At 56.2% G+C, this 15,824-nt stretch carries 17 protein-coding genes; 8 read left to right on the forward strand and 9 right to left on the reverse strand.

What is annotated here, in order from left to right:
- The first annotated feature begins 159 nt into the window (after positions 1-159).
- The gene (gene ppiC, locus CLV44_RS15190; protein ID WP_106592973.1) at positions 160-441 is read left to right on the forward strand and encodes a peptidylprolyl isomerase PpiC; all 282 of its coding nucleotides are present in this window, start codon (positions 160-162) and stop codon (positions 439-441) included.
- Positions 442-514: 73 nt separating this feature from the next.
- Here the strand turns inward: ppiC and CLV44_RS15195 are convergent, their stop codons facing one another.
- From CLV44_RS15195 to CLV44_RS15225, 7 genes are all read right to left on the reverse strand, one after another.
- Complete coding sequence (locus CLV44_RS15195) at positions 515-817, reverse strand: DsrE family protein (protein ID WP_211298160.1); 303 nt, start codon at positions 815-817, stop codon at positions 515-517.
- A gap of 2 nt (positions 818-819) precedes the next feature.
- Positions 820-1,551, reverse strand: coding sequence for an ABC transporter ATP-binding protein (locus tag CLV44_RS15200; RefSeq protein WP_106592974.1), 732 nt, complete (start codon positions 1,549-1,551; stop codon positions 820-822).
- Positions 1,536-2,321, reverse strand: coding sequence for an ABC transporter permease (locus tag CLV44_RS15205; RefSeq protein ID WP_106592975.1), 786 nt, complete (start codon positions 2,319-2,321; stop codon positions 1,536-1,538). The genes CLV44_RS15200 and CLV44_RS15205 overlap by 16 nt, the downstream gene beginning before the upstream one ends.
- A gap of 11 nt (positions 2,322-2,332) precedes the next feature.
- A complete protein-coding gene (locus tag CLV44_RS15210; protein ID WP_106592976.1) occupies positions 2,333-3,334 on the reverse strand; it encodes an ABC transporter substrate-binding protein in 1,002 nt (333 codons plus the stop codon).
- A gap of 123 nt (positions 3,335-3,457) precedes the next feature.
- Complete coding sequence (locus tag CLV44_RS15215) at positions 3,458-4,099, reverse strand: response regulator (RefSeq protein ID WP_106592977.1); 642 nt, start codon at positions 4,097-4,099, stop codon at positions 3,458-3,460.
- Positions 4,096-5,367, reverse strand: a complete 1,272-nt coding sequence (locus CLV44_RS15220; protein WP_170069369.1) for a sensor histidine kinase — start codon at positions 5,365-5,367, stop codon at positions 4,096-4,098. Before CLV44_RS15220 ends, CLV44_RS15215 begins: the two co-directional genes overlap by 4 nt.
- A gap of 17 nt (positions 5,368-5,384) precedes the next feature.
- Entirely contained in the window at positions 5,385-5,825 is a 441-nt protein-coding gene (locus CLV44_RS15225) for a cupredoxin domain-containing protein (protein ID WP_211298161.1), read from the reverse strand.
- A 181-nt stretch (positions 5,826-6,006) separates the two neighbouring features.
- On the opposite strand from CLV44_RS15225, the gene CLV44_RS15230 reads away from it, so the two are divergent.
- Genes CLV44_RS15230 through CLV44_RS15245 form a run of 4 tightly spaced genes read left to right on the forward strand, consistent with a single transcriptional unit; the run spans position 6,007 to position 9,688 of the window.
- Positions 6,007-7,185: an ABC transporter substrate-binding protein gene (locus CLV44_RS15230; protein ID WP_106592979.1), complete on the forward strand. Its 1,179-nt coding sequence runs from the start codon at positions 6,007-6,009 to the stop codon at positions 7,183-7,185.
- A complete protein-coding gene (locus CLV44_RS15235) occupies positions 7,185-8,156 on the forward strand; it encodes a YVTN family beta-propeller repeat protein (RefSeq protein ID WP_106592980.1) in 972 nt (323 codons plus the stop codon). Before CLV44_RS15230 ends, CLV44_RS15235 begins: the two co-directional genes overlap by 1 nt.
- Positions 8,157-8,159: 3 nt before the next feature.
- Positions 8,160-8,900, forward strand: coding sequence for an ABC transporter ATP-binding protein (locus CLV44_RS15240; RefSeq protein ID WP_106592981.1), 741 nt, complete (start codon positions 8,160-8,162; stop codon positions 8,898-8,900).
- Complete coding sequence (locus CLV44_RS15245; protein ID WP_106592982.1) at positions 8,891-9,688, forward strand: ABC transporter permease; 798 nt, start codon at positions 8,891-8,893, stop codon at positions 9,686-9,688. The genes CLV44_RS15240 and CLV44_RS15245 overlap by 10 nt, the downstream gene beginning before the upstream one ends.
- Here the strand turns inward: CLV44_RS15245 and CLV44_RS15250 are convergent.
- Positions 9,685-11,424, reverse strand: a complete 1,740-nt coding sequence (locus tag CLV44_RS15250; RefSeq protein ID WP_106592983.1) for a hybrid sensor histidine kinase/response regulator — start codon at positions 11,422-11,424, stop codon at positions 9,685-9,687. The two genes, CLV44_RS15245 and CLV44_RS15250, sit on opposite strands and share 4 nt — an antisense overlap.
- Complete coding sequence (ercA, locus tag CLV44_RS15255) at positions 11,408-12,568, reverse strand: alcohol dehydrogenase-like regulatory protein ErcA (RefSeq protein WP_106592984.1); 1,161 nt, start codon at positions 12,566-12,568, stop codon at positions 11,408-11,410. The genes CLV44_RS15250 and ercA overlap by 17 nt, the downstream gene beginning before the upstream one ends.
- A gap of 234 nt (positions 12,569-12,802) precedes the next feature.
- On the opposite strand from ercA, the gene CLV44_RS15260 reads away from it, so the two are divergent.
- From CLV44_RS15260 to CLV44_RS15270, 3 genes are all read left to right on the forward strand, one after another.
- Positions 12,803-14,110 (forward strand): NAD(P)/FAD-dependent oxidoreductase, encoded by a 1,308-nt coding sequence (locus CLV44_RS15260; RefSeq protein ID WP_106592985.1) that lies wholly within the window; start codon positions 12,803-12,805, stop codon positions 14,108-14,110.
- 141 nt (positions 14,111-14,251) lie between these two features.
- Positions 14,252-14,626 carry a thiol-disulfide oxidoreductase DCC family protein gene (locus tag CLV44_RS15265; protein WP_106592986.1) on the forward strand — a complete coding sequence of 125 codons (375 nt, stop codon included), beginning with the start codon at positions 14,252-14,254 and terminating at the stop codon, positions 14,624-14,626.
- 59 nt (positions 14,627-14,685) lie between these two features.
- Positions 14,686-15,567, forward strand: a complete 882-nt coding sequence (locus CLV44_RS15270; RefSeq protein WP_106592987.1) for an ADP-ribosylglycohydrolase family protein — start codon at positions 14,686-14,688, stop codon at positions 15,565-15,567.
- Positions 15,568-15,824 lie beyond the last annotated feature (257 nt).

Below are 15,824 nucleotides of genomic sequence, written 5' to 3' on the forward strand. Positions count from 1 at the left end.
GAAACTCAGAGCAGACGTTAGCCTCAGCCGGCTCATGGCGAGCTACCGGCACACAGCGGATATTTCACTCTGGGCGAACGGGTCTAATTCAGTGCATCACCGCACTGTTTATTGATAAAATGGAAGAGTAAATATTTGACCTGACTAGTGGATAGTAATATGGCTACAGCGGCGGCACTGCACATACTGGTAAAGACAGAACAAGAAGCATTGAATATCCTTGAACAGCTCAAAAGAGGAAAGAATTTCAATGCGTTAGCCAAACGTTACTCCACCTGCCCGTCAGGTAAGCGAGGCGGCGACCTGGGTGAGTTTCATCGTGGCGACATGGTTAAAGCCTTCGATGATGTTGTATTTAAACGCCCATTGCTCAAGGTACACGGCCCGGTCAAAACCCGCTTCGGTTACCACTTGATAAAAACGCTGTATCGTAACGGCTAACTGGCCTCACCTCTGTAAAATACTGGACAACAAGGCTGCGGGGTTGATTGGATCGCGCCCGCGGCAGTGACTATCAAGCGCGGATATAGCCCCATCCCTGTTGCTGCTGACGGGCCAGGTGCTGTACAGCCGCCGGTACAACACGGGCACCATCCTGTGCCGTCAGGTTCTGTTTATCGAGACTGTTCTGACATAACACCAGGCGGCCCAGAATTTCTGCATCCACAATACCAACGGCTACAGCCGCAGCCGGTCCATTGACGACCAACTCTATATTGGCATCCGGCTCAAGCTTAAGCAGGTTGCGTGTATTGGCCTGAGCCCGGTGCAAGGCTTCCGGGGTCGGGGCATGAATCATGACATTAAGTGTGTCCACGGTTACAGCTCCTGTGCGATAGTGTGGGCAAGGTGTTGCAGGTCATCGGCGTTGCGCCCGCGCGGGCGTGGCAGGTCGATTGGCTGGTCAAACCTGACATGTGCCGGATGGCCCGACAATACCACAACCCGATCTGCCAGATAGACCGCTTCCTCAATATCGTGGGTAATAAACAGTACCGCTGCGCCGGTTTTCTGCCAAATGTTGAGCAGCTCATCCTGCAGGTGTTGCCGAGTAATCGCATCCACGGCGCTGAACGGCTCATCCATCAGCAGCAACTCGGGATTTACCGCCAGTGCCCGCGCAATCCCCGCACGCTGTACCTGCCCACCTGAAAGTTGATGCGGCCAACGGTCAGCCAGCTCGCTCAGACGGGTCAGTTTCAACACCTCACGGATTCGCTCTTCGCGGGCTTCGGCGCTCAGCTCCAATCCTTTCAAGCCATAGCCAACATTGCCCCTCAAGCGCCGCCAGGGCAGCAAGCGGCCGTCCTGAAAAACCGTTGCACGGCGACGGCTGCCGCGACGCTCAGGGATATCCAGCGTAATACGGCCACCACTGCTGTGCGCCAGATCAGCCACACATTTGAGCAGCGTCGATTTACCTACGCCAGAGCCGCCCACCACCGCCACAAACTCGCCTTTGGCAATGCTGAGGTTGAGGTCATCAAACACCGGCGCAGGGTTATCGCCATAATGAAAGCTCAAATTCTCGATGGTCAGGATGGACGCCATTGCAACACTCGCTTTTCAAATCGGGCAAACAGGGTATCGCTAAGCGTATACACCAATGAAATCACCAGCATGTAAATCACCACCGCTTCATAGGCGCCGACACCGGCAGCGGCATTCATCTCCTGCCCCATACCGGGCACGCCCAACAGTTCTGCGGCGATCAGTGTCATCCACGCCTGGCCAATACCCGTACGCATGCCGGACAGAATCCCCGGTGCCGACGCCGGCAGGACCACGTTCAGTGCCTGATTCAAATAACCCTGCTGCCCGAACGCCTGCGCCAACTCATAGTATTTCGGGTCAACATTTCGCACGGCTGACCAAGTGGCAAAGTAGTTGACCCAAAACACGCCGATGGCGATCACAAACGCCGCACCGGCATGACTGACCTTGAACCAGGCAATGGCAAACACGACCCAGGCCAAAGGCGGAATCGGGCGCAGAATACGCGCCAGCCAGGCGTGCAGCGCATCAGTCCAGCGGGAAGACGCTGCCAGCGCACCGACCAGAAAACCAAACACTGTGCCCAGCCCAAGCCCCCAAACATAATGCACCAGGCTCGACAAAACGGCAGGCATCAAGCGGTCCGAACGCCATTCATCCATCAGCGTTTGTGGCAACCGGAAGGGATCGGGAATAGTGCCCGCCCGTGCCCAGCCGGTTGCCTGCGCCAGCTTCCAGATGGCCACAAAGGCAATGACGCCGGCCAGCCCGAGCAGTGCCCTCCCCAACGGATGATCAACCCAGAAGGATGTCTGCTGTGTGCGCATATTGCTCATCCTTAAGGGGCCAGTGTCTCGTAAAAACGGGTATTAAACAGCTGATCCAGATCGACATCGGCTTTTAACGTGCCGAGTTCAGCCTGAAAATCGTGCATCGCTCGCGTGCCGTCGATGATCTGGCGCGGATCGTCCACAAAATGAGCACTGGAGTTTTCCAGCGCACGCTGCACGATAGCCGCAGACAAACGGCCGCCCCCCACATAGCGTTGCACTGCCGTCACGGCCTGCTCCGGGTGTTCACGTAACAGACGGGATACTTCGGCATGAACAGCAACCAACGCCTGCACGGTCTCCGGTTGCTCGTTGATCAGCGTTTCACGCACAACCAGTACTGCGCCTGGCTGGTTGGGGAACATCTCCGAGCCAGACGCCACCACGCGTGCGTCCGGCAATCGATCCAGACTGATACTGACAATCGGTTCCAGAATCGCGGCACCATCCACTGCACCGGTCAACAGGGACTGCTGCACCTGGGCTGCACCCTGATAGATGACTTCAACTTGATCGGGGTCGATCTGCAACTGCTTGCGCAACCAGTATTGCAGTACCGTGTCCGGCACCGATCCGGTCGGGAACGTGGCAATCACCGGTTTGCGTCCCTTGTCGGTGGCAAAGCGGCTGAACGCGGTCGCCGGATCACCCGACGCAAAGTACGGCGCCAGCTCACCCAGTGCCACCAGGCTGATCTGTTCAACAATATTGGAGGCCACGACCTTGATGTCTGCCCCCTTGGCACGTGCCACCATCGCCGGACCAATGCCGAGGTAGGCAATGTCCAGCTGGCCAGCCAGCAGCGCCTGCACCATGGCCGGTCCGTTCTGGAATTGAATCAACTCGGGGTCTTGGATACCGATGGTCGCCAGCCGGTCTTCATCCAGCGTCAGGAAAGCTTGGGAAACCGGGATGATCGGCATGTACCCGATCTCGACCGGTTCGGCCGCCGTTACCGTCATGGACCAGGCAGACAGCGACAATATGAGTATGGAAAGCAGGTTACGCATGACGGATCACTCCTGTCAGAAGTTGTGACCTATCATGCTATATAATCATTTGCGAGTTAAATACTGTTTATTTAGCATATTTAAGAATAAGCATAGTTGAGTAGTTGATCATTCCACTCGGGTTTAAGTCGAATGCCCCAGCTTCAATAATCCGCACTGAATGGCCAGATGTACCAGTTCTGCCGTAGACGACACCTGCAATTTGCTTTTCAGCAAGGCGCTATGATTCGACACGGTCTTGACGCTGATACAGAGCTGCTCTGCAATCAGCTTGGGCGTCAGCCCTCGCGCCAGCATGACAAAAATCTCGAATTCGCGCTGGGTCATGCCTTCCAGACGCGGGTCCAGTCCACTGTTGCGTTGCATCGCCAGCCGCGTGGCCAAGTCATGCTCCACATAGGGCTGGCCGACGAGCACCTTGCGCACTGCATCCAGTAACACTTCCGGACTGCTTCCTTTGGTAATGTAGCCCAACGCGCCGGTATCCAGCGCCTGCTGCACCATCGGCAACTCGTCATACATGCTGAAAAACAGGATGCGTGCATTCGGGTCGCGCTGCAGAATACGTTTGGCGGTTTCAATACCGCTGATATCCGGCAGGTTAATGTCCATGATGACCGCATCGGGGGTGTGCTGTTGCCACAAGGCTACGCTGTCCCAACCACACTCGGCTTCAATGATCTCGCACGAATCCAACATGGCCGCCAATAGACTGGCATAGCCCTGACGTACCACCGCATGGTCGTCGGTCAACAGTATTTTCATGCCTTTACTCCGGCTTCAACAGGAAGGTTTACACTCAACTGCACCCCACGCCCGGCAGAGGATGACAGAGTCAGTTCGGCATTCATGTAGCGCGCACGTTCATGCATCGACCGCAGCCCAACTCCCGGCCGCACATTGGCAGCAAAGCCCACGCCATCATCATCGACACAAACCTTCAGCTGTTTGTGTGCCACATGGATACGGATCTGCACGATTGATGCGCGGGCATGCCGCGCCACATTGTTCAGGGCTTCCTGCAGCAGCCGATAAAGGTGCGTCGAGGTTTCATCACTTAACAGTGGCAGCTGCTCAATTGTCAGATGACACTGCACACCGCTGCTCTGCTGCCACTGCTCCGCCAGGCTGCGCAACGACTCTTCCAGCCCCAAATGTTCCAGAATCACGGGGTGCAGACTGCGAATCAGCCGCCGAAAACCTTGTTGCATTGCCTCGCAGTCGCGCACAATCAGCGGCGCGGTCTTGCTGACCAGCGGCTGGTTATCGGCTGCCTGGGTCAGCAGGTAAGCCTGTGCACGGATGCCGGTCAGATACTGGCCCAGGTCATCGTGCAGCTCACGTGCCAGATAGGCGCGTTCCTTTTCCTGCAGCGCCATCAGCTCACGGGTGAGGCGACGGTTATCCGCCTGTTCCTGCTCCAGCGCTTGCGCCATGCGGTTGAAATGATCGGCCAGACGGTTGGCCTCGGGCACTGAATAGGCTTTGAGGCGCGCGGTAAAATGTCCCTGCTGAATCTGGTCCAGTGCCGCCAGCACCTGTCCTACCGGACGCATGCCCTGAGTAACGCCCCAGGTAATGGCGCTGATCGACAGGAACGCCCCACCGATAAACAGCATGAATACGTGCAGTGCCGACTCCCACACTTCTTCAAGCTCATCACCGGGATCGGCCATCACCACCAGCACCTGGCCGTCAGGTAACGGCTGACGCCGCTCGATCAGCGGCATGTCGGCAGGCCATGTCCAGCTGGCAAACCAGCGAGGCACCTGCTCGGGCTCAAATGGGGGCGGTGAAACACCGGCAGGCAGTTTCACCAGACGCAGATGACGCAGTTCAGTTGTCAGTAAAGCATCCAGTCGGGCGGGATCACCGCCTGCCTGCGCCAGAATCTGGTCGGCAACCGTCATGCCCGCTTCCAACTCACGGACGATGTCGGTTTTAGCCTGGTGAGTCAGTCCGAACAGGCTCAGTAACAGGGCAACCATAAAGGCTGCCCCTACCAGCAGGTTCAAACGTACAACGGCACGCATACTGTAATGACCGGTCATCAGCGAACGCTGAATACGCCTTCCATACCCTTGTGCTCAAGGCCTTTCATGGAGAACGTAAACTCACCGGGCTTGACCGGTACAAAGTAGATTTCAGTTTCCCCTTCCTGTTCAAATTCAAGTTCAGTCAGAGCCACTGCCTTGATCTCGATGTCACCGGCTTCCACCTTGCGCAGGTAAATGGAGGTAAAGAACTCAGGTGCCTGCATGGCATATTCTTTCAGGCCGCTGGAGATGATTTTCAGGCGATAGGACTGGCCGGTTTCCATTTCATAACGTGTCTGCGACATCGCATAGTCGGTCACTTCGCTGCCCAGCACCAGATCCGGCAGGCGTTCAGGGCGGGTCGTCAAATCACCTTCGGCTACAGCCGGAAGGCTGGCCACAGCGGCCGAAGTCAGAGTGAGGGCAAGGGCCAAAGTACGGATGGGGGATTGCATGGCATCGTCCTGTTATTGTTGTGGGTATTCTCGTTGTGAGAATGTCCCACCATCCTAGTGACCTCTGCCCGGCGCAACATACTACTTCGGTACTGATTTTTTGCGACTTTCTGAATATTTCAACCCGTCGCCTTCCTCCCTAAGCTGGATGCATAACAACGATAACGACTGAGTCCATGCCATGAAATTGCTGCCACACCTGCTGACTGCCGCATCCTTGAGCCTTCCTCTATGGGCACATGCCGCGCAGACTCCGCTGGAGATTGATATCGGCTATATCGGCTTTGAACCCGACCATGGCCCGGTGCTGTCCAATATTCTGCCGGAGCCGGATGACGCCGGTCTTAAAGGCGCCGAACTGGGGATTGCGGACAGCAATACCACCGGCCGCTTCCTCAAACAGCGGTACACGCTGCATGCACTGAGCACACCCGATGCCGGCCAAATCCTGCCCGCAACCCAACAACTCTACGATCAGGGCGTACGCCTGTTTGTACTTAACCTCAATCGCCAGCAGCTGGTGGATGTGGAAGCGCAACTGCCGGATGACGTCATTCTGATCAACGCCGGCAGTGCCGATAATGTGCTGCGCACCGAGCAATGCGTACCCGGCATGCTGCATACGGTGCCATCACGCGCAATGCTGACCGACGCACTGGCCCAGTGGCTGGCCAGTCGCCGCTGGCAACGCTGGCTTATCCTGGAAGGCAACCAGCCCGAAGACCGTGCCTATGCCGATTCACTGGAACGCAGCGCTACCCGTATGGGGGCCCGTATCATTGAACGCAAGGCCTGGGACTACGATACCGACCTGCGCCGCACGGCACAGCAGGAACTGCCCCCCTTTACCCAGACCGATGAATACGATGTCGTGCTAGTGGCAGACGAGCGTGGCGATTTTGGTGAATACGTTCCCTATAACACCTGGTATCCCCGTCCGGTTGCCGGTACGCAAGGTCTGTCGCCTGTTACCTGGCACCGTGTGGTAGAAGCCTGGGGCGCGGCACAGCTGCAGAGCCGTTTCGAGAAGCTGAGCGGACGCTGGATGAACAGCCGCGACTACGCCAGCTGGGCCGGTGTGCGCACGCTCGCCGAGGCCGTCACCCAAACCGGCACCACTGAACCCGGCGCATTGCACAGTTTCATCCTGTCGGAAAAATTCCAGCTCGGTGCATTCAAGGGCCGCAAACTGACCTTCCGTGACTGGAGCGGTCAGCTACGCCAGCCGATTCCACTGGTACATCCACGTGCGCTGGTATCCCAATCACCCCAAAACGGTTTTTTGCACCCGAAAACCGATCTTGACACTCTCGGCTTCGATGTCAGCGAAAGCCGGTGTTCGGTCAAAGGAGACTCCTGATGTTCAAGCCCCCGTTCGTGAAATCACTGCTATTGGCCGCGTTATTGGCCAGTCCGGTCGCCCAGGCGGCAACCGCATATGTATCCAACGAAAAGGACAACACCCTGTCCGTGATCGACCTGGAAACCCTGGAAGTCACTCAAACCATTGAGGTGGGTGAACGTCCGCGCGGCATCATTCTGTCCAAGGATCGTACCAAGTTGTACATTTGTGCCAGTGACTCAGACACCGTACAAGTCATGGATCTGGCTACCCATAAAATCATCGCCAACCTGCCCTCGGGCGAAGACCCGGAGCAGTTCTCGCTGCACCCGGACGACCGTCGCCTGTATATCTCCAATGAAGATGATGCACTGGTGACCGTGGTCGATACCGTCAGCCATGAAGTGCTGGCCCAGATCGAGGTGGGCGTGGAGCCTGAAGGCATGGCCGTCAGCCCGGATGGCCGTTGGGCCGTCAATACCAGTGAAACCACCAGCATGTTGCACTGGATCGACACCGAAACCCATGAATTGATCGACAACACCCTGGTGGACCAGCGCCCCCGTCATGTCGAATTCACCAAAAGCGGTGACCGGCTCTGGGGGTCATCTGAAATCGGTGGCACCGTTTCCATTATTAACGTGGCCAGCCGCGAGATCATCAAGAAGCTTAACTTCCAGATTCGCGGCATTCACCCGGACAAAATCCAGCCGGTCGGCGTAAAGCTATCCGCCGATGGCAAGTACGCGTTTGTCGCTCTTGGCCCGGCCAACCATGTTGCCGTGGTTGATGCCAGCTCCTATGAAGTACTCGATTACCTACTGGTAGGCCGTCGGGTTTGGCACATGGAGTTCACCCCTGACCAGAAATATCTGCTGACCACCAATGGTGTCAGTGGTGATGTATCGGTCATTGATGTGGATGACATGAAAGTGATCAAATCGATCAAAGTCGGCCGCTATCCCTGGGGTGTGGTTACACTGGAGTAATTCATGAGCATCGAGGTTCGCGATCTCAGCTTTCGGTACGGGCCACGCCAGGCATTGGAATCGGTCAGTTTTAACCTGGTGGCTGGGCAGCTTAATGCGCTGCTCGGCCCCAACGGGGCAGGTAAAAGCACGCTCTATGCCCTGCTGACGCAACTGTATGCCGTGCAAAGCGGGGAGATTCTGATCGCCGGTGAGCCGATTTCGCGTCAGCCTCGGGCGCTCAAGCGGGCCTTGGGTGTGGTCTTCCAGCAAAGCACGCTCGATCTCGACCTGAGTGTGCTGCAGAATCTGGAATATCATGGCGCGCTGCACGGGCTATCGGCCCGTGACGTCCGTCATCGTGCCCAAGAACTGCTGGAACGAATGGGGCTGGACGACCGCTTAAGCGACAGCATTCGCAGTTTGAATGGTGGCCACCGGCGCCGGGTCGAAATCGCCCGTGCCCTGCTGCATCAGCCTTCCATCCTGCTGCTAGACGAAGCCACCGTCGGCCTCGATACTGCCGCACGGCAATCGATCAACCAGCATGTGCGTGACCTGTGCCGTAGCCGTGATCTGACCGTGCTCTGGGCGACTCACCTGATAGAAGAGATTGCGCCGCATGATCCGGTGCTGATCCTGCACCAGGGACGGATACATGCCGATGCTAGCGCAGAAGAGATCTGCACGGCACATGGGGTCCCGACACTGGCCGATGCGTTTGCACAGATTACCGCGCCACAAGAGGTCAAGGCATGCAGTTGAGCCCCTACACCATCGCCTTTACCGGCATTCTAAAGCGTGAATTCCTGCGTTTCATTCACCAGCGCACCCGCTTTCTCAGTGCCCTGGTCCGGCCGCTGCTCTGGCTGGTCGTCTTCGCGGCCGGTTTCCGTGCCGCACTGGGCGTATCGATCATCCCGCCCTATCAGACCTACATCACTTACGAGACCTACATCCTTCCCGGCCTCTGCTGCATGATTTTGCTGTTCAACGGCATGCAGGGGGCGCTGTCGATGGTGTATGACCGTGAGATGGGCAGCATGAAAGTACTACTGATGAGTCCGCTGCCGCGCAGCTGGTTACTGTTCTGCAAGCTGATTGCTATCGCGCTGCTGTCACTGGCACAGGTGTATGCCTTCATTGCACTGGGCTTTCTGGTCGATGTGGAGCCGCCGTTGATCGGCCTGCTGACGGTATTGCCCGCGTTGCTGCTTACCGCCGTGATGCTGGGTGCCATCGGCCTGTTTCTGTCAGCTCGTATCCGTCAGCTGGAGAACTTTGCCGGGGTGATGAACTTCGTTATTTTTCCGATGTTCTTCCTCTCGTCGGCGCTGTATCCGTTGTGGAAAATGCGTGAGTCCAGCGAATGGCTCTACTGGGTCTGCAGTGTTAATCCATTCACCCATGCCGTTGAGCTGGTGCGTTTTGCGCTCTATGCCGAGCTCAACCTGGAAGCCTTGCTGATCACTGCAGGCACCACTCTCGTATTTACCGTGCTCGCCCTGCTGGGTTTTAATCCCGAACAGGCGGCGCACTCGAAAGGACGTTAATCCGCAACACCGGTGGCCAACAGGTGGGTCATCAGCGCACGCAGCTTGCCGGGTTTAACCGGTTTATTGAGTACCGGCACCCCGGCATCCCTGAACGCACGACGGGTGCTGGCGCTGCGATCCGCCGTCAGCATCATCATCGGAATCTGCTGTAAACCGGCCGTGTTAAGCCGTCCGCGCAACTCCAGCCCGGTCTGTTCGGCTTCCAAGTGGTAATCGGCCAATACCAGGTCGGGGGTTGATTGGCAGCACAGCTCAACGGCATCCTCCAACGTGGCAGCCTGAATCACCTCACAGCCCCAGCCACTGAGCAATGCATCCATACTGACCAGAATGCCCGGATCATTATCCAATACCAGCACACAACTGCCTTGCAGCGAACCCATATCCAGCGTGTGCCGTGGCGGTGCCGCCAGCAGTGACTGTGGTGAATGCGCCGCCAACGGCACCTTGATCTCAAAGCAGGAGCCTGCCCCCACCACTGAACGCAGGCTGATAGGATGCGCCAGCATCCGCGCAATACGGTCCACTATCGCCAATCCCAGACCGACCCCGCCGGGTTGATTTTGATACTGCTGTAAGCGGCAGAACTCTTCGAAAATAGACTCCTGCTTATCGACCGGAATACCGCTGCCGGTATCCCAGACCTGAATCAGCAACTGCTCACCCTGCGCCCGAAACCCCAGCAGCACACCGCCCTGTTTGGTATAGCGAAACGCATTACTGAGCAGGTTACGCAGTATTCGAGTCAGCAATCGGAAGTCACTGGCGATCCACAAATCCCGCGGATAGACACGAAAACTCAGCCCGGCAGCCTCGGCGACCGGCTCAAACTCGGCCTGCAACCCTTCGACCAGGCGACTGACCGGAAAGCTCTGCAGTTCGGGTTGTACCGCGTTCTGATCCAGTTTGGAGATATCCAGCAGATCCTTCAGCAGATGTTCGGCACCATCGAGCGCCAGATGTACCCGATCCACCAATCCCGCTTCAGACTCGGGCAGGCTGCGTTCCTGCAGAGCAGCAATCAACAGCCGCGCCGCATTCAGCGGCTGCAGCAGATCATGACTGGCCGCCGCCAGATATTTATCCTTGCTATGATTGGCGGCTTCGGCCACTTCCTTGGCCTGCTGCATGGCATGTTCGGCCTGCTGGCGGGTGCGCACTTCACGCTGTAAACGCTCATTCAGTCCAACCAGCTCACGGGTACGCTCATCAACGCGCTGCTCAAGTTCTTCGTTCAAGGACAGCATGCGCTGCTGCACCCGTTTGCGTTCGGTAATATCAGCCACAAACGCGACAAAAACCGGCTGATCGCCATAATTGCGGAACAGGATGTTCATCGAAACTTCAACTGCCTGCCCATCCGCCTTGCGTAACCGCGTTTCATACAGGAACAGCTGGCCGTCCTGCACCAGCCGCGCGGTCATCAGCCGGAACTCCTGCTCGCTGAACAACAGATCAGTGGCAAAGTTGAGACCCGCGACCATCGCCTGCTCGTCCGGGTACCCGCAAATGCGGGCCAAGGCCCGGTTGGCCTTGCACAGAGAGCCGCCTAGATCTGCCTGAAAAATACCGTGCAATGCGTTTTCAAACAGCCACTTGTAACGGTTGCGTTCCGCTTCCAGTTCTTCAATCTTGTTCAACAGTTCGGGATAGTAGCTTTTACGCGCCGACTGCCCACCCAAACCGATCAAATCTTCGAACGTGAGCGCGCCGCTGTCAGAGGGCTTCTTCATATACAGCCTCAACATCGCGACGGTTGGATTTACGCGGGTTGGTAAGAATACAGGGGTCACGCAGCGCATTCTGGCTAAGCTGGGGAATATCCGTCAGCTGCACACCCTGTGACGCGAGTGTCTGATGCAATCCAACCTCACGTTTGAGGGCGATCACGTGCTGCATCAGCCGCCGCTTGATCTGTGACTGGCTCAGGCCGCGCGGATCAATGCCCATCGCCTCGGCTACCACACGGAAGCGGTCGGTGGCCGAGGTGTAATTGAAGTCGATCACATGCTCAAGCAGCATTGCATTACAAAGTCCGTGCGGCAGATCCAGGTATCCACCCAAACTGTGTGACATGGCATGTACCGCCCCAAGAATCGCATTGGAAAATGCCAGCCCGGCTTTCATCGAGCCCAGCATCACCTGCTCGCGCAGATGGCCATCTTCCGGTTGTTCCACCAGCAATGCCAAATGGGTATTAATCAGGCGGATCGCATCCAGTGCATGCATATCCGTTAACGGACCGCTGCCGGTGGATACAAAGGCTTCAATTGCATGTACCAGCGCATCGACACCGGTACAGGCAGTCAGGAACGGATCCATCGTGCGCGTGGTATCGGGATCGATCAGCGCAACATCGGGCACCACGGATTTGCTGACGATGGAAAACTTGAACTGTTCCTGTGGGTTGGAAATGATCGCAAACTGGGACACATCTGCCGAGGTACCCGCTGTCGTGGGGATGAAAATCAGTGGCGGAATAGGGTTTTCAATCCGGTCGACGCCTTCAAATGCCAGAATGCTGCAACCATGAGTGCTGACAATCCCGATGCCTTTGGCACAATCCATTGGACTGCCCCCCCCGATCGCCACGATGACGTTGCAGCCCTGCTCACGGTAAATATCTGCACCGCGCATCACTTGCTCGACTCGCGGGTTGGGCGACACATCCGTAAAACATATACTGGGAATATCCTGCTCCGCCAGCAGCGCCTCGATCTCCTGCACCCAACCGGCCTGCTGCACCCCCGGGTCCGACACAATCAGTACCTTGCGGGCACCAAAGCTCATGGCGTAGTTGGCAACAGCTTTACGTGCACCACTGCCAAAAATGATTTCGGGGGATACAAACTTGCGCAGACGCGATACTTCACTCATGGATATGGCCTGTACTGCACCACCGGTTGTATATCGGTGGTCGATAATTATTATTTAGCGATACGCATTATACGCAGCTCAAAACACACAGATACTGTACAAACGACTACAAAAAGTCACAAAGTTGCATAATCTGTCCTGTCTTTACAACTTTTGTATTAGGTACCATAGACGGCAGTAAATCTCGCCAAGGCAGCAGATCATGACTGCCGGAATTGAAGGACAATTGCTGGCATGGAACAGACATCTTCTCTCTATCAACATGTCGTTGTGGTCGGTGGCGGCGCCGGTGGTCTTGAACTGGCAACGCGCCTGGCACGCAAGTATCGACGCAAAGGCTTGAAAGTGACGCTGGTCGATCGCGAGCCGACCCATATCTGGAAGCCGCTGCTGCACGAAGTTGCAACCGGCTCACTGGACGCCGGCATCGACGAACTGAGCTACAGTGCGCAGGCACGCAGTGCCGGCTTCAAGTTTCAGGTCGGCCAAATGGACGCCATCAACCGCGAGCAACGCTGCATCCACCTAGCTGCCGTACGCGGACAGAATGGCCAGGTGCTACTGCCGGTACGTACGCTGTATTACGATTATCTGATCATGGCTGTGGGCAGTGTAACCAATGATTTCGGCGTCGATGGCGTGGCTGAATACTGCACGTTCCTCGATAGCCGTCAGCAAGCCGAGCAGTTCCGCCGCACCCTGCTGGAAACCTATTTGAAAACCAGCAACAGCAAGGACCAGCCACTGCGCATCGCCATTGTGGGTGCTGGTGCTACTGGTGTCGAACTGTCGGCCGAGTTGTTCAATACTGCCCGTGAACTGGCGGCCTATGGTATTTCCAAGCTGGACCGTAACCGCCTTGAAGTTATCCTTATTGAAGCGGGCCCCCGTATTCTGCCGGCATTGCCCGAGCGCATTTCAGCCGCCGCCCGCCATGAGTTGGCAAAACTGGGCGTATCGGTACGTGAAGACACTCGTATTACCTCGGTAAACGAGCAAGGGCTGCTGACCGACACCGGTGAGCTGATTGAAGCCGAGCTGAAGGTATGGGCAGCCGGTATCCGTGCGCCCGAGTTCATGTCGCGCCTCGATGGACTGGAATGCAACCGCTTGAATCAACTGGTGGTCGGGCCGGACCTGCGTACTGCGGCAGACCCGCGCATATTTGCCCTTGGAGATTGCGCCGCCTGCGCCCGCACCGATGGCAACGGCAATGTACCGCCACGGGCACAGGCTGCGCACCAGATGGCTTCGTTCCTGCTCAAGCAATTCGGTCGCATCATCAAGGACGAGCCCCTGCCGGCCTATGAGTACAAGGATTACGGTTCGCTGGTTTCCCTGAGCCGGTTCAGTACCGTCGGCAGTTTGATGGGGAATCTGTCAAAAGGCAGCATGATGGTGGAAGGCCGTTTGGCACGGCTGGTGTATGTCTCCCTGTACCGTCTCCACCAGTTGGCCATTTATGGCTATACGAAAACGTTTCTGATCACACTGGTTGACCGTATCAACAAGGTGATTCGTCCCCGACTCAAGTTGCACTGAAGTACCGGGAGCCTTGGCTATTGCCGAGATTATGCTGCACTGAGCTTGCCGACCCATTGGGTCGGTTTTTTTTAATTATTGATTGGCACTGATTGAAACTCAGGCACGTATAGACTCTATATTACTGCTTGGGAGAATTTCATGTCTGCACGCCCCATCCTGTTTTTTGACGGCCAATGCCCACTGTGCCGTAAAGAGATAAAGCACTACCAGCGTATTGATCACGCACGGCGCATAGACTGGCAAGACCTGTTCGACCCGCACACCGATGTATCGCAGCACGGCATTACTCATGAAGCTGCCATGAAGGTCATTCATGCGGTGAGCCAGGATGGACAAGTGCTCAAAGGTGTTGCTGCCTTCATGCTGATCTGGCGCGAGTTACCGGGCTACAGACATTTGGCACGTATTATCAGCATATTACATGTGGAAACGCTCCTCGACCGCTTCTACCATGCATTTGCACGTCGCCGTTACCGGTCACGCTGCCGCTCAGGTCATTGCTCGCTTGAATAAGCATCGCCGAGTGCGTCTGCTAGACTTTGAGGACGTGTTTGAAGTCAGGACTTTGCACCATGATTGATCCCTCACGTATCGAAACGTTGATACATGCAGGCCTTGTTGCCGACAGCTACTCACTGGGGTTGCATTGGATCTATGACCACAATTTGCTCGATAGCCAGCCACTGGATAACAACTGCCTGAACCCGCCCCTCAGTCATTGGCATGGCACCAAACAGGCCGGCGACCTGACCCACTATGGCGACCAGCTATGGCACCTTTACAGCCATATACGTCAACATGATGCCCTGGATATGGACCAGTACCGTCGCGACTGGATGGCCTTCATACAGCACTATCACGGCTATATCGACAAGGCGACGGCCGAAACGCTGCGCAACATTACTCATGACGTCACGCCTCCAGGCTCACATTCAACCGAGCTGTCCGTCACCGCTCGCATCGTCTGTCCTCTTCTGTACGCCCGGACGCAGTCGGATTATTTAGAGCACGTCGAAGCATTGACACGCTTCACCCATAATTCGGCATTGGCGGTACAGAGCAGTCAGTTCTTTGCCAGCGTGCTGCTCAGCTGCCTGTGCGGGACGCCGTTACCGGAAGCCCTGACAGAACACCTGGAACTGCTGCCAGACAAGCTGCGCATAAGCGCACAAGCTGGAATCGATTCTGCGGAGCAGGACACCGTGGCAGCTTTGCGTCATTTCGGTATCGCTTGTGATATCCGCCATGGTTTGCCGGGTGTTTTACACTTGATATCCCGCCACCGCGATGAGCCCACAACGCTATTAAAAGAAAATGCACGGGCTGGCGGTGATTCCAGCGCCCGTGCCATGATCAGCCTTATGTTACTAATCGCCGAAGATCCAAAACGCTATGCACAGGTACCAACCTCGTGGCAACTTAATGCTGTAGCAGCTTCCTTCTCGAAAACCTGAGCTTCTCATCGCTAAACCCATGAAAACACTGTGCATTTTCTTTTGATACTGGTTAATTCCAGTTATCATATATATGTGTCGCTAAAATGAAACTCATGTTTCGTTGACAGCTCCTTGCATTTACATAAAATGCGCATCCAATACACGTTTAACTATTTCTGGCGCCGCTGCATTATTCCTCTACACTTAAACACATGTTTGTTGAGATATAGCGTCCTTATGGCCTGCCCCCCTGCTCAAAGGGTTCATGCTGGTCC

Source organism: Marinobacterium halophilum (genome assembly GCF_003014615.1).
GTDB classification, from domain to species: Bacteria; Pseudomonadota; Gammaproteobacteria; order Pseudomonadales; family Balneatricaceae; genus Marinobacterium; species Marinobacterium halophilum.

Coding starts and splice junctions, on each gene's coding strand:
- ppiC (WP_106592973.1), top strand. CDS start 160: ATGGCTACAGCGGCGGCACTGCACATACTGGTAAAGACAGAACAAGAA.
- CLV44_RS15200 (WP_106592974.1), bottom strand. CDS start 1,551: ATGGCGTCCATCCTGACCATCGAGAATTTGAGCTTTCATTATGGCGAT.
- CLV44_RS15205 (WP_106592975.1), bottom strand. CDS start 2,321: ATGCGCACACAGCAGACATCCTTCTGGGTTGATCATCCGTTGGGGAGG.
- CLV44_RS15210 (WP_106592976.1), bottom strand. CDS start 3,334: ATGCGTAACCTGCTTTCCATACTCATATTGTCGCTGTCTGCCTGGTCC.
- CLV44_RS15215 (WP_106592977.1), bottom strand. CDS start 4,099: ATGAAAATACTGTTGACCGACGACCATGCGGTGGTACGTCAGGGCTAT.
- CLV44_RS15220 (WP_170069369.1), bottom strand. CDS start 5,367: ATGCGTGCCGTTGTACGTTTGAACCTGCTGGTAGGGGCAGCCTTTATG.
- CLV44_RS15225 (WP_211298161.1), bottom strand. CDS start 5,825: ATGCAATCCCCCATCCGTACTTTGGCCCTTGCCCTCACTCTGACTTCG.
- CLV44_RS15230 (WP_106592979.1), top strand. CDS start 6,007: ATGAAATTGCTGCCACACCTGCTGACTGCCGCATCCTTGAGCCTTCCT.
- CLV44_RS15235 (WP_106592980.1), top strand. CDS start 7,185: ATGTTCAAGCCCCCGTTCGTGAAATCACTGCTATTGGCCGCGTTATTG.
- CLV44_RS15240 (WP_106592981.1), top strand. CDS start 8,160: ATGAGCATCGAGGTTCGCGATCTCAGCTTTCGGTACGGGCCACGCCAG.
- CLV44_RS15245 (WP_106592982.1), top strand. CDS start 8,891: ATGCAGTTGAGCCCCTACACCATCGCCTTTACCGGCATTCTAAAGCGT.
- CLV44_RS15250 (WP_106592983.1), bottom strand. CDS start 11,424: ATGAAGAAGCCCTCTGACAGCGGCGCGCTCACGTTCGAAGATTTGATC.
- ercA (WP_106592984.1), bottom strand. CDS start 12,568: ATGAGTGAAGTATCGCGTCTGCGCAAGTTTGTATCCCCCGAAATCATT.
- CLV44_RS15260 (WP_106592985.1), top strand. CDS start 12,803: ATGGAACAGACATCTTCTCTCTATCAACATGTCGTTGTGGTCGGTGGC.
- CLV44_RS15265 (WP_106592986.1), top strand. CDS start 14,252: ATGTCTGCACGCCCCATCCTGTTTTTTGACGGCCAATGCCCACTGTGC.
- CLV44_RS15270 (WP_106592987.1), top strand. CDS start 14,686: ATGATTGATCCCTCACGTATCGAAACGTTGATACATGCAGGCCTTGTT.